Source organism: Shewanella sp. 30m-14 (assembly GCF_052977125.1).
Genome location: NZ_JBRILW010000011.1, coordinates 116060 through 138959, shown reverse-complemented (window position 1 = coordinate 138959; position 22900 = coordinate 116060). Strand labels below are relative to the sequence as shown.

Below are 22900 nucleotides of genomic sequence, written 5' to 3'. Positions count from 1 at the left end.
AAATTACTGCACGTTACTATCCTCCGATCCGCCAAATTGGCAACCTAACAAACATTAACTATTGTTTAGGCAAAAATTTTAAAGGGTTTACTGACTTACCATGGTAGCGGATCTCAAAATGTAGCATGACCCGATTAGTACCAGTATTACCCATTGTCGCTACAGTCTGTCCAATCGTGACAGCCTGCTTTTCTTTAACTAAGATCTTATCTGCATGAGCATAAGCACTGAGATAATCATCACTATGTTTGATGATAACCAAATTACCGTACCCTCGAAGTGCACTACCAGCATAAACAACTCTACCGCTTGCAGCTGCTTTAATCGCATCACCTCGATTTCCAGCGATCTTTATTCCTTTATTTCCCTGCTCTTTGGCAGAGAAAGTACCAAACACTTTTCCTTTTACAGGCCATGACCATTTGCTTACTTTGTTTGGAAGCTCGGCTGGCTTGTGGACAACCCTGTTAGCATCTTGTTGACTGCTTGTAACAGAATACGCAGGCTTAGGATTAGGATCAAGCTGTTTTTTTGACCTTTCATTCTGAGGACTTACAGATACAGGTTTAACACTAACCTGTTGACTTGAATCGCCTTTACTCGACTTAACTGGTTTTTTAGGCGCTGAATTAGTTGTTTTTTTAACACTTTGGCTATTTGTAACATATTTTTTAGAGCTTAAGCTCAAAACTTGTCCAGGGTAGATGGTATAAGGCTTTGGTAGACGATTGCTCTTAGCAATATCAACGAAATCTTTATTAGATCCCCATGCGATTGAATATAAAGTATCGCCTTTTTTAACCACATAACGGCTTGCCGTTATCGATCCTTTACTGATCGACGGCGTTGATGGTCCATTCAAAGACTCCACAGGAGCGGGCCTATCAGCCTGAAAACTACAGCCACATAGCACCAGTGATAGGCAGACACTTAACAAACATACCAACCTCATTATTAACTCATCACCCCAAATCAACCTATTTCACTGTTTAATGCTTATGGAAAAAAACTATGCAAGTTCGCCATTAATAAGTGGCACGAAACGAACATCTTCAACGACTTCAGACGAATATTTATCACCACGACGTGTCACTGTTAATAACTGCTGCGCGGTTTCCCCAACCGGGATCACTAAGATGCCACCGTCAACTAACTGAGAGACCAATGCCTCGGGAATTGAGCTTGCTGCAGCAGTAACCATGATTGCATCATAAAGGCCTTTACTCGGCCATCCTTGCCAACCATCACCATATTTAAAAGCGATATTGTGTAAGTCGAGCCTTTTTAATCTTTGCCTAGCTTGGATCTGTAAGCTCTTGATCCGCTCCACAGTAAACAGCTGCGGTACTAATTTTGCCAAAATGGCAGCTTGATAACCTGAGCCAGTTCCTATCTCTAACACCTTTGTTGGCTTAGTTTGCAAGATGATCTCTGTCATTTTAGCAACAATATAGGGCTGAGAAATCGTTTGCCCTTGCCCTATAGGCAGCGCCGTATTCTCATAAGCTTTGTGACCCAGAGCCGCATCGAGAAATTGCTCTCTCGGGGTGTTTGCCACTGCCAGTAGTACCGCTTCATTACGGATCCCTGCCTCAAACAAACTTCTTGCAAGGTTCAATGCTGATGTTGAGGCGACTGGGTTCATATTTCTGTTATTCCAATAGTCCAAAATGTCATTTATTCGAACAGTGATGATACTGTTATTGGGCAATTCATTAATTTCAGCACGCCCCATGTAAACAAGGTCGTGCACCAATTAATCGTGGATCTGAGTTAGCCAGTTCTCTAAGGCACTCACTTGCTCAAATGCCGTTAAATCAACAGTGAGCGGCGTGATAGACACATAGCCGTTGGCAACGGCATAAAAGTCAGTTCCTTCACTCGCATCTTGCTCATCACCTGGTGGCCCTAACCAAAAAATCTCTCGGCCCGCAGGATCTTGGGTTCTCACCATCCCTTCGGCTCGATGCCGTGCACCAAGGCGGGTTATCTTAATGCCTTTGACTTCATCCAAAGGAAGATCTGGCACATTAATATTCAAGATTTTATCTTGTGCAACAGGGCTCTCTTGCAAAGCTTTAACAATTTTTAACGCATAATGAGCCGCGGTATCATAGTGTTTCAACTCATGACCAACTAATGAGATAGCAATGGCTGGAAAGCCTAAGAAGCGCCCCTCCATTGCAGCGGCAACGGTACCTGAATACAGAGTATCATCACCCATATTCGCACCCGCATTAATACCAGATACCACCATATCGGGTTCATCTTGATACAGCTCTCTAATTGCTAAGTGCACACAATCAGTCGGCGTGCCACTCACTGAAATAAAACCATTATCTAAGGTATTCAGTCGTAGTGGATTGGTCAAGGTTAACGAGTTACTCGCACCAGAGCAGTTTCTATCAGGTCCAACCGTCAATGTTTCTGCTATTTGGCTCAATGCTGCGGTTAACGCAGCAATACCTTCAGCATTTACACCATCGTCATTGCTGATCAAAATCTTCATTGCTCAGCCTCAGCGCTTCTTTGTTCAGCGAGCATCTGTTGACGCGCGACTTCTTGAACATCTTGATACTGAAACAGCTCACGCAGTATCGAGGTTGCATAAGAGCCTGATGGTAATGCAAATTTAAGGGTAATGGTATCTTCATCTACTTGATATTGCAGATGTTGTGGCTCAAGTAACAAAGCACGTCTCTCTTGGCTAAGACCTGCATGCTCTAAACCGTCTTTATCAATTGCGAGTGACTCAAGAGCGTCTGCCTCGCACTGAGCGGCTTCTCCCTGAGCAAGCGGTAAGCCACGCCCCCATAATGGTGCAGAAAGCTGAATATCTTTATTATTTAGGCGCTCTATTAATGTTTCATCCCACTGCTCTGCAACAAAGTAACTTTTGCTGCCAGCAAGCATGACACAATCACCCGCTAAGGGTTTAGTGCCGTGCAGCGCTAAACGACCTGAACCAGCAACATTAAACACGTTTGAGCGTACTGCAGACAGATACATACTACGCTTGTTACGGTCTTTAACTTTACGGCCTGTAAACATCTGGCGACCAAACACTAAATTTTTACCATCATGCCCAAAACGTTGCTCACCAAAATAGTTCGGTACGCCTTGTTCCCTAACTAAGTCAATACGTCTAATCACATCATTAATATCGCTAACATTACGTAAAATCAGGGTAAAGCGATTGCCTGCTAGTGCGCCAATCCGTAGCTTTTTGCTGTGTCTTGCAGCGCTAAGTACTGTAACTTGCTCACAATTTAGCTGCTGCCAGTCTGGCGTTTCTTTGCCTGGAATACGCACCCCAAACCATTGTTCTGTCACTGCATGCTTATCTTTTTGACCTGCATATGTCACCTCTTTTGGGTGTACATGCGCAAAGATCGATAGCCTCTTGACTATTTCAAGAGTATTGAGTCCGTCTTTACGGATGTGGAGCAAATGATGCTCACCCTCGCCTGTCGGTGCGAAAGGTAAAATCTCTTGCACTTGAAAGTCACTATTATGGGTACGCAGATCGGCAGTGGAAGTTGGCTTGCCGTATAAATAATGTAATTCGCTCATATCGCTAAATGATCTCACTAAAGTATCTGACTATCTTTAAAATCTATTGTTACTACTGCTTGCTAAGCTAGCAAGCCTACACAATTAACTAGGCTTTTATCATCAGCACAACGGCTTCAACTGCTATGCCTTCTTTTCTGCCAGTAAAGCCAAGCTTTTCCGTTGTTGTCGCCTTAACATTGATATCATTAATATCTGCTGCAAGATCTTCAGATAACAACGCTCGAATAGCTTCTATATGAGGAGCCATTTTCGGCGCCTGAGCAATAATCGTGACATCTAAGTTAGATAGGCTAAAGCCCATATCGGTCGCCAACTTATAGCAATGCCTTAACAGGACACGGCTGTCAGCGCCTTTGAACTCGGGGTCGGTATCTGGGAAATGCTTGCCAATGTCGCCTAGCGCCATCGCTCCAAGAATCGCATCAGAGATTGCATGCAGGACGACATCACCATCAGAATGTGCAATTAAGCCCACATCGTAAGGTACTTCGACACCGCCTAGAATAAGTGGTGGCTCGCCACCAAACTTGTGTACATCAAACCCGTGACCAATTCTAATTTTCATAGGTGTTCCTATTTATCTATCTAATGGATGCTACGGCTGCTTGTTATAGTGTATTTTTGAGAAACAGCGCTGCAAGTTGCAAATCATCTGGGTGCGTCACTTTAATGTTATCGGCACGTCCTGAGACGATCCCCGGCATAATTCCAGCCCATTCCATAGCAGAGGCCTCATCAGTGATCAGTGCACCAGCAGCTAATGCATCGCTCAAGTGATGCATCAAACTTGAAACAGGAAAGTATTGCGGCGTTAATGCATGCCATAGTCTTTCTCGGCAGACTGTTTCACTAATTAAGCCATTAGCATCGCTACGTTTCATCGTATCACGCACTGGCGCCGCTAAAATGGCACCCTGCGGGAACGTACTAGCAGACTCAATTAACTTATCTATATCATGATGGGTCAAACACGGACGCGCAGCATCATGCACTAATGCCCAAGCATCTAGACTCGCAACCTTTAACGCAGCTAATACCGAGTCTGCCCGCTCTTGGCCGCCATTAACACATTGCAATTTTGGGTGTTTAGCTTGCTCCAAACTGGCAAAGATGGCGTCTGCCGGATTCAACGCGACAATCACTTTCTCAATGTTTGGATGTGATAATAGACAATCTAAGGTATGGCTCAAGATGCTCTGCTGGTTTAGCTGAAGGTACTGCTTTGGGATCTCTGCCCCCATACGACTACCAATACCGGCAGCTGGGACAATTGCAATAATTTGCTTAGGTGTTTGGCTCATGATTGAGCTCCATATATTAACGACATCTTTCTCTCATCGACCTAGGACTTTACTAAATACACAAACAATCAACGCTGGTTAATCATTTGGTTTATTGCCGCGTTCGCCTCCGACAACACGGAAGAAGGTTTCTCCCTCTTTAACCATGCCTAACTCATTGCGAGCACGCTCTTCTAACGCCTCGGTGCCACTACGAAGATCATTAATCTCTTCTCTTAAGACTTGGTTACGTGCAACTAATTGCGCATTACTTTGCTGCTGAAGCTTAATTTGCTCCTGCAAATGAAAAGACTCAGCAAGGCTCTTCTCCCCAAACCAAAGGCGATATTCAAGCATGGCAAGCAAAGCGATTAATACAATAAGAAGGCGTTTCATGATTAACAATAGAAATTGAGAATATTAGACAGATAGTACAACAAAAAAGGCCACCGAGTGGTGGCCTTTTTAAAGTTTATAGCGATTTATGCTTGACCTTTGATCTCTTTAAGACCGTTATAAGGAGCTTTTTCGCCTAACTGCTCTTCGATACGAAGTAGCTGATTGTACTTAGCAACACGATCACTACGGCATAGTGAACCCGTCTTGATTTGACCTGCAGAAGTCGCTACAGCAAGATCGGCAATCGTTGCATCTTCAGTTTCACCACTACGGTGAGAGATCACCACAGTGTAACCCGCTTCTTTCGCCATTCGAATTGCAGCTAGGGTTTCAGTAAGTGAACCGATTTGGTTAAACTTAATCAGGATTGAGTTAGCAATATTGTTGTCGATACCGCGCTTTAAGATCTTAGTGTTAGTTACGAATAAGTCGTCACCAACAAGCTGGATCTTGTCACCCATGATTTGAGTCTGGTAAGCCCAGCCATCCCAATCTGACTCGTCTAAGCCATCTTCGATTGAAGCAATTGGGTACTGCTCGGTTAGCGACTTAAGGAAGTCAGAGAAACCGTTTGCAGAGAATACTTTTCCTTCACCAGATAGGTCATATTGACCATCTTTATAAAACTCAGATGCAGCGCAATCTAGTGCTAGTGTAACGTCAGTACCTAGCGTGTAACCTGCTTGCTCTACTGCAACCTTGATGATGGCAAGTGCGTCAGCATTTGATGCTAGGTCTGGTGCGAAACCACCTTCATCACCCACTGAAGTGCTTAGGCCTTTAGCCTTAAGCACACTCTTTAGGCTATGGAAGATTTCAGCGCCCATACGTAGTGCTTCACGGAAGCTTTTCGCACCAACAGGTTGAACCATGAACTCTTGGATATCAACGTTGTTATCAGCGTGCTCACCACCGTTTAAGATGTTCATCATAGGAACAGGCATAGAGTACTGGCCAGGGGTGCCGTTTAGATCAGCGATGTGCGCATATAAAGGAACGCCTTTAAATGCTGCAGCCGCTTTAGCAGCAGCCAAAGAAACTGCAAGAATCGCGTTAGCGCCTAGCTTATCTTTGTTTTCTGTGCCATCTACGTCGATCATGATTTGGTCAAGTTCAGCTTGCGCTGTTGCATCTTTGCCCATCAACGCATCACGGATAAGTCCGTTGATGTTTTCAACAGCTTTTAATACACCTTTACCCATGTAACGTGCTTTATCGCCATCACGAAGCTCTAATGCTTCACGGCTACCAGTAGATGCGCCTGATGGTGCAGCAGCCATCCCCATGAATCCGCCTTCTAAATGAACTTCAGCTTCAACAGTTGGGTTACCGCGAGAATCCATGATTTCGCGACCGATAATGTTAATAATCTTAGCCATAATGCCCTCGATTTAAGTTTTAAAGATAAATTTAAAGATAAAAGTAAAACGAAATTCTGTTCATCTAAACTTGCATCGCTAGAAACAAAAAAACCGCCCCCATAGCATGGAAGCGGTTGTGTTTTGTTTAGTCTTCTAAATCACGTTTCTGGTAGGCAGCTGCGGCAGCAACAAACCCTTCAAATAACGGCTGACCATCGCGAGGAGTCGATGTAAACTCTGGGTGGAATTGACCGGCTACGAACCATGGGTGGTTTGGCAACTCAATCATTTCAACCAGTGAGCGGTCTGATGAAAGACCACTAAAGATCAAGCCTGCTTTTTCAAGGCGCTCTTTATAATTGTTATTCACTTCGTAACGGTGACGATGACGCTCTACACAGGTTGTCGATTTATAAGCCTTTGCAGCTTTAGTGCCTTCTTCAAGGTGACATAGCTGAGCACCTAGACGCATAGTACCGCCTAAATCAGACTCTTCATGACGCTCTTCAACTTGGCCATCTTCATTGATCCACTCAGTGATCAAACCAACAACTGGATGCGGTGTATTTGGTGCAAACTCAGTTGAGTGTGCGCCTTCAAGACCCGCTACATGGCGTGCGAATTCAATCAACGCAACCTGCATACCTAAACAGATACCAAAATATGGAAGGTTATTTTCACGAGCGTACTGTGCCGCCATGATCTTACCTTCAACACCGCGCTCACCGAATCCGCCAGGAACCAAGATACCGTCTAAGCCTTGTAGAACTTCATCACCCTTAGCTTCTACGTTTTGTGAATCAATATACTTGATGTTCACTGATACGCGATTAAATAGACCCGCATGCTTTAAGGCTTCGTTAACTGACTTATATGCATCAGGTAGTTCAATATACTTACCTACCATACCAATCGTCACTTCACCTACAGGGTTAGCTTCTTGGTAAACAACCTGTTCCCACTCAGACAAATCGGCTTCTTTACAATCGATGCCGAAACGCTTGGTCACAAGTTGGTCTAGACCTTGTGCTTTTAGTAGTGCAGGGATCTTATAGATACTGTCTACGTCTTTTAGTGAGATAACTGCACGTTCTTCAACGTTACAGAATAGAGAAATCTTAGCTTTCTCGTTTGCAGGAATAGCGCGATCACCACGACAAACCAACACATCTGGAGCGATACCGATAGAACGTAGCTCTTTTACAGAGTGCTGTGTTGGCTTAGTCTTAACTTCGCCCGCAGCGCCTAAGAAAGGAACAAGCGTCAAATGCATAAATAGGGTTCTATCACGGCCAAGCTCAACGCCTAGCTGACGGATAGACTCTAGGAATGGTAATGATTCAATATCACCTACCGTGCCACCAATCTCAACAATCGCCACATCATGACCTTCGCCACCAGCAAGGACTTTTTCCTTGATAGCGTTAGTAATGTGTGGAATAACCTGAATGGTTGCACCTAAGTAGTCACCACGACGTTCTTTACGAAGTACTTCTTCATAAATACGACCCGTAGTAAAGTTGTTACGACGGTTCATCTTGGTACGGATGAAACGCTCATAGTGACCTAAATCTAGATCAGTTTCAGCGCCGTCTTCTGTCACAAACACTTCACCGTGTTGTGTTGGACTCATGGTACCTGGATCTACGTTAATGTATGGATCCAGCTTCATAATGGTTACGTTTAGGCCGCGAGCCTCTAATATTGCAGCCAAAGAAGCTGCTGCAATGCCTTTACCTAGTGATGAAACCACGCCACCAGTAACGAAGATATACCTTGTAGTCATGCTGAACCTGAGAAAATGAGTTGGAAATATGTGCTTGTAAGAAAGCACTAGGACGGGGCAATATTATACCAAAGCAACAGTGATTCGACAAACTAGAATTAACTTAAAAGCTAAGTTATTTATTTCTCTCATCCAGTTTTACTTTATCCCAGTAGCCATCTAGCTCCGTTAATGAGTGTTCATTCATGCTGCGACCGTCCGCTTGCGCATAGGCTTCAACACCTCTAAATCGTCTTTCAAACTTATGATTTGCTTGCCTTAATGCCTTTTCAGGCTCAACCCCTAAGTGCCGGGCAAGGTTCACAACGGCAAACAATAAGTCACCCATTTCGTCTTGCACTTTTTGAGCATCGATTTTTTCTTGCTCAACTTCAAAAAGCACTTCATCGATCTCTTCATGGATTTTTGCAACCACCGGCGGTAACTCTGCCCAGTCAAAACCCACTCGGGCAACACGCTTTTGAATTTTCATTGAGCGTGATAATGCAGGCAAACTCAGTGGAATATCATCGAGTACAGAATAGAGTGCACGTTCGCTGCGCTCTAAAGCTTTTAACTGTTCCCAGTTTTGCTTGATCTCATCAGTACTTATTGTTGCTAATCCTTCAAACACATGGGGGTGACGGCGAGTCAATTTATCGCATATCCGCTCAACCACGGTATTGAAATCAAAAAGCCCCTGCTCTTTTCCCAACTGGCAGTAAAATACCACCTGAAAGAGTAGATCACCTAACTCGTCAGGCAACTCATCAAGCGCCATACGCTCAATGGTATCGGCGACTTCATAAGCCTCTTCGATAGTAAAAGGGACGATAGTTTGAAAACTCTGCGCCTTATCCCAAGGGCAACCCGAATCAGGATCACGCAGCTTGTGCATAATATTGAGTAGGGGGCGAGTATCACCAACAAAGCTTGTCATTTTACTTTCCTATTAACCTGTTCTTATATCGCCTGGTGTTTATTGCCCACAAGACTGCATACCTTAGCCAGTATTGATGTTAAGAGTAAACCATAAAAAACGGCAACTATTGAGTTGCCGTTAAGTTTGTCGTTATAGCAATTAAACTCTTCTGGCCTGCATTACGCCATCGACCTGATTTATTTTCGCGAGTACTTTAGACAAACCATCTAAGTTATATAACTCAAGCTCCAGTTCAATAGTCGCTGTTTGAGTTTTTACATCAGATGTTGAGCTCAACGCCATTACGTGAGTCTTTTCTGCCGCCAGCACAGAGGTTAAATCTCTGAGCAAACCAGAGCGATCATTGGCTACAATGCTCAAGCGGATTTTATAACCGCCTGAATAGTTTTCGCCCCACACCACTTCAACTGAACGCTCAGGTGATGCGCGAACCAGTTCTTTAACTTGATCGCAATCCGCTCTATGGACCGAAATGCCACGGCCTTTTGTGATAAAGCCAAAGATCTCATCACCTGGTACCGGCTGACAACACTTAGCAATATGGCTCATCAGGTTGCCGACACCATTCACTTCGACTTGGCCTTTGCCTTTTTTAATCGACTTGCTTTGACTCTTTTTAACTAAGTCTTCAACCGCGGCTTCATCACTTAAATCTTTAGTGCGTAAACGGCTTTGAACATGATTAACAACCTGATTAAGGCGCACATCGCCGCCGCCAATACCCGCCAGTAAATCATCCATGCTCACTAAATTGAAGCGTTCAACTGCAGACTGAGCATCTTTGATGAGTAAGTGGATCTTAGCCAGCTCAGCTTCAAGCATTTCGCGACCAGCAACAATATTTTTATCTCTATCTTGCTGTTTAAACCAGTGCAGAATTTTCGATCGTGCACGCGAAGTTCTGATATACCCCAAGTTAGGGTTAAGCCAATCCCGCTTAGGATTTGGGTGCTTAGAGGTTATAATCTCTATACGCTGGCCCGTTTCCACTTGATAAGTAAACTGTACAATACGGCCGTCAACTTTAGCGCCAATACACTTATGCCCAACATGGGAGTGAATATAATAGGCAAAATCTAGCACCGTTGAACCTAACGGCAAGTCAACCACTTCGCCACTTGGGGTAAACACATAAACACGGTCTTCAAATACCTGGCTACGCACTTCATCAACTAAGTTACCGCTTTCAGCCACATCTTCTTGCCATTGCAAGATCTTACGTAGCCAGTTGATCTTCTCTTCATAACCGCTTTGCTTTCCGCTTGCGCTACCTTCTTTATATTTCCAATGCGCCGCAACGCCAAGCTCAGCATCTTCATGCATCTGCTCGGTGCGGATTTGGATCTCAACCGTTTTATCTTCTGGCCCGACAACAACCGTATGAATAGACTGATAACCGTTTGGTTTAGGGTTAGCGACGTAATCATCAAATTCTCGTGGAATATGATGCCAAAGCGTATGCACCACACCTAAGGCGCCATAACAGTCTTGCAAGCGGTCCGTGACGATTCGCACCGCACGTACGTCAAACAGCTCATCAAACTTAAGCTGCTTGCCTTTCATCTTTTTCCAAATGCTATAAATATGCTTTGGCCTACCATACACTTTTGCACGAATATGGTCTTTATCTAAACGGGCTTGCAGCTGACTAACAAAGTCATCGATAAAGGTTTCTCTATCGAGGCGCTTGCCATCTAGTTGCTTAGCAATATCTTTATATGTCTGCGGATGCAGGTAGCGAAATGAAATATCTTCTAGTTCCCACTTAAGCTGACCAATACCGAGTCGGTTAGCCAGTGGGGCATAGATATCGGCAATTTCACGCGCGATAAGCACCTTAACCTCTTCGTCGGCATTCTTTATTTCTCGCAATAGGCAAATACGCTCGGCAAGTTTAATCACTACCGCGCGCACATCTTCCACCATCGCTAACAACATCTTGCGAATATTGTCGATTTGCGGCTCGCCATTACGGGTTTGATTATCTATCTTTAACGCGCCAATGGCATTCATGGTCTCAACGCTAGAAACCAGTATCGCGAGTTTAGCGCCGAACTGCTCTTCAATATCTTCTTGAGTGATAAGCCCTGCATCAAATACCACAAACAAAATGGCAGCCTGTAGGGTTTCAATATCCATATTCAATGGCGCGAGGATTTCTATCATCTCACGCGCGCGATTTAATACGGTAACGCTCGCCTCTTTCTTTTGTCCCACGAGCAGTTCGACCCGTTCAATTAAGGCCAAAAGAGTTTGAGCTTCCGAAGCATCACTTATATAACGTTGCACCCACTCTTCGAGTTGAAAATCAGGGGCGCTAAAATGTGCTTCACGAACAGATACCATCGTATTTAATTCCTTTACATACCGCAGATAGAGGTTAACAACCGCTTAACTATATCTTTTTAATTTATACGCTCTATCTTCAGCATTCAGCGATTATTGTCAATGAACAAAAGCTGACAATTGCGACTAAAAACAGCTATAACACCAGAGTTTGATTTGTATGGGTTATATTTAAGCAAAACGTTTCATTAAATGTATCTTTTTGTGTCTTTTTGTTTATTTCCCTAACTCAAACAGCGCCATCGACTCTAAGTGATGGGTTTGAGGGAACATATCGATTAAGCCAATTTTTTTAAGCTTATAACCTTGCTTTAAAATCACTTCACTATCACGGGCAAGGCTCGCTGGATTACACGAAACATACACTAATGCTTTTGGCTTGAGCTTCTTAAGCGACTGCATACTTTCATAAGCGCCTGCTCGTGCCGGGTCGATAAGCATCTTATCGACCTTACCAAGCCAAGGCTCTTTTGATAGGTCAGCACTCAAATCTGCATGATAGAAGGAAACGTTATCTAAACCACTTTGCTTAGCATTGACTCGTGCTTGCTCAACCATCGCTGGCACACCTTCCACACCAATCACCTCGGCGCCGCCTTTGGCTAGTGGCAGGCTAAAATTACCGATCCCGCAAAATAGATCTAATACTCGCTCACCCGCTTGAGGTGATAACCATTGTACCGCTTGCTTAACCATAGCCTGGTTGACTGCGTCATTAACTTGAATAAAGTTACCCGCCGAAAAATTCAGCTTGATATCGGCATCATCTGCCTCTGACGTAAAACCATAGTAAGCTTGTAGCCCAGGCCCATTGAGATGCTCGCATTCGCCCTCATCACCTTGCAGCAAAACAATCACGCCATGCTTTTCAGCAAACTCGACAAGGCGAGCCTTATCTTTATCCGAAAATATTTTAGTGACTCGAAGCACAACAAAATTACCGTTATCAGCCTGAGTCAGTTCGACGTGACCCAGTGCTTTTTTACCGCTTAACTGATTAAGCAGAAACGCAAGGTCTGGGATCAAAGCGGATAAAGGCTCTGCCAACACCGCACAGGATTGAATTTCGACAACATCACTACTGCTACTCGCTCTAAATCCAAGACTGATGTGCTTGGTATTTTTGTCATACCAGGTCGCTAAGCGAGCACGACGTCGATAATGCCAAGCGTTATCACTTATGGTGTCGCTAAGTTCGCTAGCCTGAGCCTGAGAAAACTTATGCACCAAATCCACTAAGGTGTTGGCTTTATGTTTACGCTGTGCTGCGATATCAAGGTGCTGTAAGTCACAACCACCACACAGTTGGTAGTGCGGACATGCCGCCTCAACGCGTTCGGCCGAGGCTTGCTCTATTTTAAGTAACTTAGCTCGAGCAAACTTCTTCTTTTGCTCAGTCAACTGTACCGATACCGTCTCACCCGGCAGCGAGCCATTAATAAACACAATCTTGCCATCGTGATGCGCTATACCCGCACCAAGATGATCAAGTTGAGTCACTTTCAGCGATAACTTTGACGATAATTGCTTAGATCTATTTGGTTTTGCTTTAAAAAATTGTGCCATTTTGCTCTCTAAATAGATAAAAAAACTGGCCAACACAGGTTAATATCTGGCAGTCTATCGGTTACCCACACTATTATTTAATGGTAACCTTTACAAAGAATGAATAATGCCAACAATATGACCAAATACAGCCTTCGTTCGTGGGTTCTGGTATTGGCGTTAGCCCCTACAATATTAGTGGGGATCTTGTTGGGTAGCTATTTTACCATAAATAGATTCTATGAACTTGAAGATACGCTCATAGAACAAGCAAGTAATATCATCGAGCCTCTGGCCATTGCCGCTGAAGTTGGGCTTGAAAGTAAAGATTTCGAAACCACCAAAAGACTTATCACCTCAGCGCAATTGAATAAAGCTTCATTGGTGCAGTTTATTGCCATCTTTGACGACAATAACCGGGTAGTTGTCACCTCACATCATTATAAAAATCACGAAGTCATGCGCTTTGATAAGCCTTTAGACTCTGTGCTACGCACTGAGCTTGAACAAGTCGGCGACAGCATGATTTTGCGCGCCCCCATCTTTAAGAGCAGTAATGCTCCCGTTCAAGGCTTCGATAAAAACCAGCAAATTGGTCAAGACATCATAAAAATTGGCTATATTGCCATCTTGATCAATAAAGAGAATGCACTACTACAGCAACACCGCGCTGCCGTAGCAGCCTTTATTATTGTATTAATCGGTGTGCAGCTAAATCTGTTCTTTACTTTTCGTCTGGTTAAAAACGTCACTCAGCCAATTACAGAGATGGTGCGTGTAGTTGCTAAAATCCGTGAAGGCAAACTCGATACCCGTTTAACCGGCAACTTGATTGGCGAGCTTGATCTGCTTAAGCGCGGTATTAATGCGATGGCAGGCTCGCTCTCTGAATACCACGATGAGATGCAGCAAAATATCGATCAGGCAACCTCAGATTTGCGTGAAACACTAGAGCAAATTGAGATCCAAAACGTCGAGTTAGACATGGCAAAGAAGCGGGCTCAAGAAGCTAGCCGCATCAAATCTGAGTTCTTAGCTAACATGTCTCACGAGCTAAGAACGCCGCTTAACGGAGTGATTGGTTTTGCTAAGCAGTTATTAAAAACCCCACTGCACTCAAGTCAGCAAGACTATATTCGTACCATAGAGCGCAGCGCAACCAACCTGCTCGGCATTATTAACGATATTCTTGATTTTTCTAAACTCGAGGCCGGTAAAATGATACTCGAGAATATTCCTTTCTCTCTTCGCGAAACATTAGAAGAAACCGTTACCATGTTATCGAGCACTGCGCGCGAAAAAGAGCTTGAGTTAGTTATCGATGTCGACGCTCGCATCCCAGAAGATGTCACCGGTGATGCCATGCGCTTTAGCCAGGTGATCACCAACTTAGTCGGTAACGCAATTAAATTTACCGATAAGGGCAGCGTGCAGTTAAAGCTACAACTTGAAGAGATAAAAGATCAAAAAGTTCATCTGCGCTGTGAGGTGATAGACACGGGTATTGGTATTGATGAGCAGCAGCAGTCGTCACTATTTCAGGCCTTTGGTCAGGCAGATTCATCAATATCGCGCCGCTTTGGTGGTACAGGTCTTGGGCTGGTTATTACTAAACGCTTAGTTAACCGCATGGGAGGGCAAATTGGCTGCTATTCAGAAGTGAAACAAGGCTCTACCTTCTGGTTTTCTCTTCCATTAAATATTAGTCAATATCCAATTAATGACACCTTACCGTTAACGACATTAGAGGGTAAGAGCATCCTGCTATTTGAGCCTAGCAACCTTTCACGACATGCCATAGAGCGAATGTTACAGCGCTGGGGCTTAAAGGTCTCTATCGCTAAAAATATTAAACAGTTAGAGTTTATTACCACGCAATCAAATCATGTTTTTGATTTTGGTCTGCTGAGTTGCCGCGCAGTGGCAGCTACCGGACAACCCGCTGAGGTACTAAAACTTGCAAAGTCTAAAATCGATTACTTACTGCTCGTCTCTGATTGTGCCGAGCAAGAAGCGGTTTTCTCCCAGATGCGATCTTATATCGATAAGCAACTTTCTATGCCTGTGGGAGAAAGGCTGCTTTCAAGCTCACTACTTGGTCAGCATTCCAGCTTAATGAACGAAACGCTTCTTCCTATCGGGCCAGCACTTACGCCAGCAAAACGTGAAAACTTAAGCGTTCTTGCCGTCGACGATAACCCCGCAAACCTAAAACTGATTGATACGTTATTAAAAGAATTAGTCACCCAAGTTCAAGTTGCAGATAATGGTGAATTAGCCGTCAAGCTCGCCAAGGAACGTAGTTACGATCTTATCTTTATGGATATTCAGATGCCGGGGACTGATGGTATCACCGCAACCAAACAGATCAGACATAGCTCTTCTAACCGTAACACGCCAATTATTGCTGTTACCGCTCACGCTATTGCCGAAGAACGAGAACGGATCTCGTCTAGTGGAATGGATGGCTACTTACCAAAGCCTATTGATGAGGCGGCGTTAAAAGGGGTTATCACTCGGTGGAAAACCAAACCTAAGTTTACGCACTTTGATCAACGCACATTAAATTGGGACCTTTGTTTGACCCAGGCCAATAATAAGCCAGACTTAGCGTTAGACATGTTAAAGATGCTGTTAAAGTCATTACCAGAGACAATTGAGCAGATAGAAGGTGCCCTTTCAAGTTCAGACAATGATAAAATGCTCGCATGCATCCATAAGCTTCATGGAGCTTGTTGTTATTGCGGCGTGCCAACTACGCAGAATCTTTGTCGAGAAATAGAATCTGGATTAAAGCGCGGCGTGACAATAGACGATGTAGAACCGGAAATACTAGAGTTACTTGATGAGTTAACTAAGGTAGAATCTGCCGCTAATCAAGTGATCTCCCAGCTATCAGTGGATATATAAGATGACAAACAAACAGGGATTTTTTAAACGCCTAAAAGCATTAGAGTTACCTCAAAAAAAGCTTTTTGCGGTTGCCCTATGCCAACGCATGCTGCCTAACTATCAGCTGTTTTCAGAAGTATGCGAATTTGGCGACCCTAAGGTACTCGATACCTTACTAAACCTGCTTTGGCAGTCGATGTACGACAGCAAGCTAAAACTCAATATCGACATCTACCTTGAGCGACTTGAAGCCAATACCCCAGAGCCTGCCGATTTTGATGTTTATGGTGTTTATCCAGCAATGGATGCCGCCGTTGCGTTAACTTCGCTGATCAGTGCGCTACAGAGCAAAGTAGAAGAAGATATTGTTAATATCAGCAAGTTGTCATCAGCCACGGTCGCTAACTATATCGAAGCAACTTGTGAGCAAGAGTTTGATAATGAAGATGCATTAGATGATTACATCTTTAGCCATGAAGTGATGCAAGAAGAAAAAGAGATGCAAAGCTCTCTTTTAGAGATCATTGAAGAGAACCCAAACATGAAGGCCGAGTTTATTAAAGAACTGCGCCGAGAAATTGTTGAAATTGGTGTTTCTAACATTGGTATCGAAGCAAGTCGATAAGCTAAACATACCCGTTTAACTAAGCGCACAGAGGTTCACACCCGTGCGCTTTTTTATTGGCGGTTTATCATCGCAAGCCTACAACTCACATTAAAAGCCGCCGCTTTCAGACCCTGAATTAAAACAGAGACTTCAAGCTAAGGCTACGTTATCAAGCCCAAAAATACTGCAGTCTTAGGTCTTAGACCTCAACTCTGCATTGAAAATAGACTATCCGCCTTCAACTGCATAAATTCAATAAACAGTTTAACCTTTAATGGTTGATGGCTTCTCTGATGATACAAGATAGAGATCCGCCTCTTCTCACCAATCCACTCGGGTAGCAATGCCTGCAGTGTCCCAGATTTAAGCTGTTGCTTTACAAATAATTCTGGTCCATAAAGAATACCGCCATCATCAACCGTCGCCTCTACAGCGCCATGCAAGTCACTTAATGTCAGTTTGGCCTTACCATCATAATAAAAAGCGTCACCATTGGGGTGCTTAAGTGACCAGTTATATAGCGGCCACACTTTAATTAATGCGTGTTCAGCAAGCTCCCTTGGATGGGTTAATGTGGGCGCATTATTGATATATTGTGGTGATGCGAATAAGCCATAATTGAGCACACCGAGCGAACTAGAGATCCAAGATGAATCAGGCTGAGTCCCTCCGACAATCGCCACATCGACGCCTTCATCAATTAAGTCGATGACGTTATTGTTTTGCGCAATATGCAATTGAATATCAGGATAAGCTTCACAAAAGTCATTCAGCGTCTTAATAAAAATCATCGAGATTATCGACACGGGGGCAGCAATGCGTAGCGTACCCTCAGGCTTATCTACCGTTGAGCCACTGATACCGTCAAACTGTGAGATAATAGATTGATATTGCTGAAATAGTGCAATGCCCTCTTCAGTCAACCTCAGTTTGCGGGTATTACGCATCAGCAGCTGTTTATCTAACACTGTTTCTAACTTCGTCAGTTTACGGCTCACTGTAGCAATTGGCATATCGAGCTCTTTGGCTGCCTGCGAAAAACTGCCCGCATTCACCAGATGGACAAATTGGTAGATTAGCTGTAGCTCCAAGCCAAAATTGGTACTCATCGATATCATTCCCGAAGTTTAAAACACAATAGCAGGCCGAGATTCGACCTAAGGTCAATATTATACTAATGCATAATTATGGTAATGTTCTGGCTCAACTTTATCCCATTTTACTTATCTTAAATTAGATACATTAGAGAACAATATGTCAGCAACACTAACACCACTACTTGCTGTTTTCGGTATTATGCTGATGGGCACCTTAATACAAAAATTAAAACTCTTGCCCGTTGAGACTGACCAAGTCTTAAACCAATATGTCTATTATATTGCTTTCCCTGCCATCATGTTGATCACTCTAGCGCAGACCCCCATAAATGACATTATGCATTGGGGTTTCATCCTAGGCTTTAGCTTAGCCATGCTAGCAAGCTATGGTTTAAGTTATCTGTTATCACTATTTGTTAACCCTAAGAGCAGTGCTATCGCTACCATGCGCGCTCTAAATGCAACGTTTGGCAACACGGCTTTTATTGGTATTCCACTTATGGCGATGCTATTTCCTGATGAACAAATCGCACTCACTGCGGCGGCAATAGCCAGTTTATTATCAGTGCTTGTCTTTGCTATCGCGCTGGTATCACTGGAGATCACCAAGCAAACCAATAAAGCCTCACCCGCTAAGATCATCATCACGGCATTAATGAGGAATCCGATTGTCATCGGCAGCTTAATAGGTATTAGTCTCTCAGCCCTTAACCTTAAGCTACCTGACAGTTTAGCGCTAATGGTTCATCAATTAGGTATGACATCCAGTCCTTGTGCGTTATTTACCATCGGAATGGTGTTAGCAAAATCGAGCCAATATCAAACCTCTCGACATTTTATGAGCCTTAAACAGGCCTTAGAAATAAGCTTAATTAACTCTGCTAAATTATTTTTCCAGCCGCTAATGACCTATATCATCATGCGTGGATTGAATGTAGAACCACAACTAGTTGCTATGGGAGTCATACTAGCTGCGCTCCCCACTGCCGCCAGTGTCTACCTGTTGGCACAAAGGTATCAAACCCAAGTCATAACCAGTGCTCAAGGGATCTTACTTGGCACCCTAATTACCTTTGTGACTTTGCCCATGCTGGAAACATATCTAGCTCATTAATTAGCTAGATAGTAAAATGACGTATAAAGCTAAAACCTTGCTGTTAATAAGCAACGTAAAAACCACCAACAGATTAAATTACCAGCAACGCGCACCAGCAAAAAATTAACGAAAAAATACGCAAAACCAACCAGTAAGTGCATTTTAACCAAAGCGATTTTACATTCGCTTTAACGCCATGAATGCTGGTTTTATAAAACATGATTTTCGTAAAAATTGATTGGTCAAAAAGTGATTTGTAGATTACTATTCGCAACCTTTTTTCATACACCGCTCAAAAAATGACAAAGTTTGCTGGTTTTTTCTTGTTACTCACAACGCTTTTAAGCTCTGCGTTCGCACAATCTTTCGAACTTGAACCACAAGAGAAAGCCTTTCTGCAAAATAAAAAAGTACTGGTTGTTGCTAAGCCTAGCGAAGGGCTTCGCACTCACTGGAACATGGCTTCAGGCTATCAAGGGCGGTATGCCGATTACATCGCTGAACTGGGTCAGCAGTTGGACATCCAGATTGAATTTAAAGAATATAGTAGCTTAGATACACTTATTGAGGCCGTTGCATCTGGAGAAGCAGACTTATCCCTTGGGTTTTCACCAACGACTGAGCGAGAAAAGAAGCTGCTGTTCTCTCAACCTGTATTTAAAAACTATCAATTAAACTGGTTAAGTAACTCAACTTATCGCGACACCGCCCCCTCTAAGTTAAACTGGATATGTATTAAAGGCTCATTTTCTTGTGACATTAGCGCAAAACGTGGCTACAAATCACTGATTAAAGTCGATTCAATCAAAAGCTTAATACACCAGTTATCGACAGGTAAGGCCGATGCTGCAGTGATACATTTTGGTGCCGTCCACCATTACTATCAAACTGTCACAACTCATGACTGGCTAGGGGACATTGTATTTCATGAAGATGCAAAACCTATCGAATCATCATTTATTGTCGCTAAAAACAACCTGACTTTAATGCAGATATTGAATCAATATCTGCAACAAAACCAAGACAGTCCCGCGATACAGCCTTTTAATTTCAAAAATTTAAGTTTGTTGCACAATAAGCTAGCCATCAAAGCTATCTATCAGCAATACAACAGAGATACGATTCGCTATACGATCGAAGAAAACCTATATCCACTGTCGTACATTCAAAAAGAAACTGGGGAGATCTCAGGCTACATTCATGACATCATGAAAATTTATGCTCGCAAAACGGGTTTGAATTTTGAATATGTGTACCCAGATGGCAGGGATGTTGATGCAATGCTTGAACAAGCGATTGTTGACTTCATTCCCGGACGCTTTATTGCTCAGCCCAATACCAGTTCGACGCAGCCTTTTTATACGGTAAAGTGGTCGTATATCCGTACCAAAAAGCCATACACCCAAACTAAAATAGCAATACTCGATCGCACCAATCATATATCTATACAAGATACATTCGATTTCCTTGACAGTACACCTGCGATTTATTCAGATTTTACAGCGTTAAAAAACGATATAAAAGATGGTGTTATCACCCACGCGTACATACCTGAAACCACTGCGCAGCAATATCTGTACTATGGTGCCGGTGAAGACTTCGAGTTAGTCATAGGTGAACAACCGCCGCTAGAAAGTCTCATGTGTATAAAACTCAGCTCAACATCACTTGCCTTAAGAAATATGCTTGATGTGGCAATCGCTGTCACCACAAAAAATGAAATTCACTTAGCCGTTCAAAATCATCAAAAGATCCATACACTCTATGGCTATGATAAAGCGCAAACAATAAATACCATTATCTTATTGTTATTAATTGCTATTGCTTCTGTTTTTATCGGTTTTTTATGGAATAAGAAGCTAAAAGTATATTTATCAGAAGCTATCGCTAATGGCAAAAAGTCTAATGATGAAATGCAGTGGTTAACCAGCATATTGAACAGTTTTCCAGGCATGGTGATTATTTCTGACGCCAGTGGTAAACCGTTATTGTCTAATCAAGCATATAACGACTACAAAGCTAACGCCGTGCCTTGTGCCTATCTCGATAGCGAAACTGCACAGCGGTCAAATATGACCAATGAAGGGCTAATAACATCGAATAACGAATGCTTTGTTGCTGGCAAGTATTATCGAGTGTCTCGAGAAGTGGTGCATCATAATGATGGCCAAGCGTATCACATCACCGTTTTTACTGATTTTACTGAGCTAAAAGCATCTAAACGACAAGCTATTGAAGCCTTAAAAACCCGAGAGTCATTTTTAGCCATTATCAGTCACGAGCTAAGAACCCCCTTAGCAGCAATGATGGGCCTAATGGAACTGCTTAGCCCTGAACTCAAGTCATCAAAGAATAAAGAGTTAATGAAAAATGCTCAGGCTTCCGCTGAACGATTAAAAGGTTTAGTGAACGATATTTTAGACTTTTCCAAAATGGAAGCGGACCAGTTGCAACTTGATTGTTACAACAGCTGCTTATTTGAAGAGCTTGGGGCGACGCTGAGACTGCAGGCTGCAAACATAAAGGTTAAACAGGTTAACTTTAAGCTTGATTGGCAACCCACCACGCTATGCCGCGCAGAATTAGATTGGTTACGCCTTAGCCAAATAGTCAACAATCTGGTCAGTAATTCAATCAAATTTACCCAACAAGGATTTGTCAAAGTCTCTGTTAGCAATACTAGCAATACACTCTCATTAGTTATTGAAGACAGTGGTTGTGGTATGACTCCCGAACAACAACAGAAGCTATTTCAGCCTTTTGTGCAAGCAGATGCCAGTATTAACCGTAAATATGGAGGTTCGGGACTAGGCATGTCAATTGTTCAGCACCTCGTTGAACTAATGGGCGGGCAAATATCTGTAACCAGTCAGCTTAATCTAGGCACTAAAGTATTGGTAAGTTTACCTGCAAAGTTTTCAGTTTTAGATCTAGGACTTGTCAGCGAGGCGTACGCTCAAGACGAGGCTATTAAAAGTTGGCTTACACTATGGGGGATCACCTTACAGCAAAGTGCCACAAATGTGTTGACGGTCGAATCCTCAGCAGAAACAAGCAATGTATATCCGGATCTGTTATTAAGACAAGTCTTACGATCTAATCACCAAAGCAAAGAGATGATCGCGGCTAAAAGCAAACAATACCAAGGCAAGGTTTTAGTTGCTGATGATGATCCGATTAACCGCTTTTTATTTCAAAAGCAGCTTAGCAAACTTGGGCTAGAAGTGGTAACCGTCAACGATGGGCTAGAAGCGCTACTTTACTTAGCATCCAATAAAAACAATGTATCACTGCTTATAACAGACTGTCATATGCCAAATCTTAATGGTTATGACCTGGTGCGCCAGTTGAGATCCAAGCCTGAATTTAAAAACTTAGCTATCGTCGGCTGCACCGCTGAAGACTCACGTCTTGCAGCTGAAAAAGCAAATCAGGCAGGTATGAGTGAGGTACTATATAAGCCTTACTCTTTTATCTTGCTTAGTGAAGTTTTAGGGCGTTACTGCGCCGAGAAAACCAATGGCGATAACCAAGAGCAGCTGGAGTGGCTAAGTGACTATAGTGCTGAAGAACAACTCGAACTTTCTGCCATCGTCAGAGATTCATTACTGGCAGATAAAGCCGAGCTAACAGAGCAAGCTATTCCATTATCAGCATTAGGCCACCGCATTAAAGGCGCAGCAAATGCACTAGGGCTAACTCAATTAGCCACTGCAGCAGCTAACTGTGAATCAGTTAACTGCGACGGTGCACCGGATGCAATTAAGCAACTGAGCGCGGAGATTGATGCCGTTGTAAATACAATCAATCAATGGTTAATTAGCCAGTATCAATAAGCCTTAGAATGTTAACCGTAATTACGTGGCTAAATGAAAGTCCCCTTTGCTTAACGACCTCATGAGGTCGTTAAGCGGCTAAGCAACTAAGCAACTAAGCAACTAAGCAACTAAGCAAAAAATAGCAACATTATCAGATATTGCTATAGAGTTTTAA

General features: G+C 43.2%; 17 protein-coding genes. 4 read left to right on the top strand and 13 right to left on the bottom strand.

All coding sequences use genetic code 11. The features are described 5' to 3' along the window. Positions 1 to 58: 58 nt before the first annotated feature. The 12 genes from ACVBIU_RS10380 to rlmD form a co-directional block, all read right to left on the bottom strand. A complete protein-coding gene (locus tag ACVBIU_RS10380) occupies positions 59 to 952 on the bottom strand; it encodes a peptidoglycan DD-metalloendopeptidase family protein (protein ID WP_447161904.1) in 894 nt (297 codons plus the stop codon). 57 nt (positions 953 to 1009) lie between these two features. Beyond that, the gene (locus ACVBIU_RS10375) at positions 1010 to 1645 is read right to left on the bottom strand and encodes a protein-L-isoaspartate(D-aspartate) O-methyltransferase (protein WP_447161863.1); all 636 of its coding nucleotides are present in this window, start codon (positions 1643 to 1645) and stop codon (positions 1010 to 1012) included. Between the two features lie 111 nt (positions 1646 to 1756). Next, positions 1757 to 2509: a 5'/3'-nucleotidase SurE gene (gene surE / locus ACVBIU_RS10370; protein ID WP_447163649.1), complete on the bottom strand. Its 753-nt coding sequence runs from the start codon at positions 2507 to 2509 to the stop codon at positions 1757 to 1759. Beyond that, positions 2506 to 3573: a tRNA pseudouridine(13) synthase TruD gene (truD, locus tag ACVBIU_RS10365; RefSeq protein WP_447163650.1), complete on the bottom strand. Its 1068-nt coding sequence runs from the start codon at positions 3571 to 3573 to the stop codon at positions 2506 to 2508. The genes surE and truD overlap by 4 nt, the downstream gene beginning before the upstream one ends. Positions 3574 to 3661: 88 nt before the next feature. After that, complete coding sequence (gene ispF, locus ACVBIU_RS10360) at positions 3662 to 4141, bottom strand: 2-C-methyl-D-erythritol 2,4-cyclodiphosphate synthase (RefSeq protein WP_447163651.1); 480 nt, start codon at positions 4139 to 4141, stop codon at positions 3662 to 3664. Positions 4142 to 4184: 43 nt separating this feature from the next. Continuing rightward, entirely contained in the window at positions 4185 to 4877 is a 693-nt protein-coding gene (gene ispD / locus ACVBIU_RS10355) for a 2-C-methyl-D-erythritol 4-phosphate cytidylyltransferase (RefSeq protein WP_447161867.1), read from the bottom strand. Between the two features lie 78 nt (positions 4878 to 4955). Continuing rightward, a complete protein-coding gene (ftsB, locus tag ACVBIU_RS10350) occupies positions 4956 to 5252 on the bottom strand; it encodes a cell division protein FtsB (RefSeq protein ID WP_447161868.1) in 297 nt (98 codons plus the stop codon). Between the two features lie 86 nt (positions 5253 to 5338). Beyond that, complete coding sequence (eno, locus tag ACVBIU_RS10345; RefSeq protein ID WP_447161869.1) at positions 5339 to 6634, bottom strand: phosphopyruvate hydratase; 1296 nt, start codon at positions 6632 to 6634, stop codon at positions 5339 to 5341. A gap of 127 nt (positions 6635 to 6761) precedes the next feature. Further along, a complete protein-coding gene (locus tag ACVBIU_RS10340; RefSeq protein WP_447161870.1) occupies positions 6762 to 8402 on the bottom strand; it encodes a CTP synthase in 1641 nt (546 codons plus the stop codon). Positions 8403 to 8517: 115 nt separating this feature from the next. Next, positions 8518 to 9321: a nucleoside triphosphate pyrophosphohydrolase gene (gene mazG, locus ACVBIU_RS10335; RefSeq protein ID WP_447163652.1), complete on the bottom strand. Its 804-nt coding sequence runs from the start codon at positions 9319 to 9321 to the stop codon at positions 8518 to 8520. 141 nt (positions 9322 to 9462) lie between these two features. Beyond that, entirely contained in the window at positions 9463 to 11670 is a 2208-nt protein-coding gene (gene relA, locus ACVBIU_RS10330) for a GTP diphosphokinase (protein WP_447161872.1), read from the bottom strand. 216 nt (positions 11671 to 11886) lie between these two features. Then, positions 11887 to 13236 (bottom strand): 23S rRNA (uracil(1939)-C(5))-methyltransferase RlmD, encoded by a 1350-nt coding sequence (rlmD, locus tag ACVBIU_RS10325; protein WP_447161873.1) that lies wholly within the window; start codon positions 13234 to 13236, stop codon positions 11887 to 11889. Between the two features lie 117 nt (positions 13237 to 13353). On the opposite strand from rlmD, the gene barA reads away from it, so the two are divergent. Together barA and ACVBIU_RS10315 are read left to right on the top strand one after the other, a co-directional pair. Next, on the top strand, positions 13354 to 16125 hold the full coding sequence (gene barA / locus ACVBIU_RS10320; protein ID WP_447163653.1) for a two-component sensor histidine kinase BarA: 2772 nt from the start codon (positions 13354 to 13356) through the stop codon (positions 16123 to 16125). A 1-nt stretch (position 16126) separates the two neighbouring features. After that, positions 16127 to 16732, top strand: coding sequence for a YjaG family protein (locus ACVBIU_RS10315; RefSeq protein ID WP_447161875.1), 606 nt, complete (start codon positions 16127 to 16129; stop codon positions 16730 to 16732). A 188-nt stretch (positions 16733 to 16920) separates the two neighbouring features. On the opposite strand, the gene ACVBIU_RS10310 is transcribed toward ACVBIU_RS10315, so the two are convergent. Further along, positions 16921 to 17823: a LysR substrate-binding domain-containing protein gene (locus ACVBIU_RS10310; RefSeq protein ID WP_447161876.1), complete on the bottom strand. Its 903-nt coding sequence runs from the start codon at positions 17821 to 17823 to the stop codon at positions 16921 to 16923. A gap of 145 nt (positions 17824 to 17968) precedes the next feature. On the opposite strand from ACVBIU_RS10310, the gene ACVBIU_RS10305 reads away from it, so the two are divergent. Both ACVBIU_RS10305 and ACVBIU_RS10300 read left to right on the top strand, forming a co-directional pair. Then, positions 17969 to 18925, top strand: a complete 957-nt coding sequence (locus ACVBIU_RS10305) for an AEC family transporter (protein WP_447163654.1) — start codon at positions 17969 to 17971, stop codon at positions 18923 to 18925. 281 nt (positions 18926 to 19206) lie between these two features. Continuing rightward, positions 19207 to 22743 (top strand): ATP-binding protein, encoded by a 3537-nt coding sequence (locus ACVBIU_RS10300; protein ID WP_447163655.1) that lies wholly within the window; start codon positions 19207 to 19209, stop codon positions 22741 to 22743. Positions 22744 to 22900: the final 157 nt, after the last annotated feature.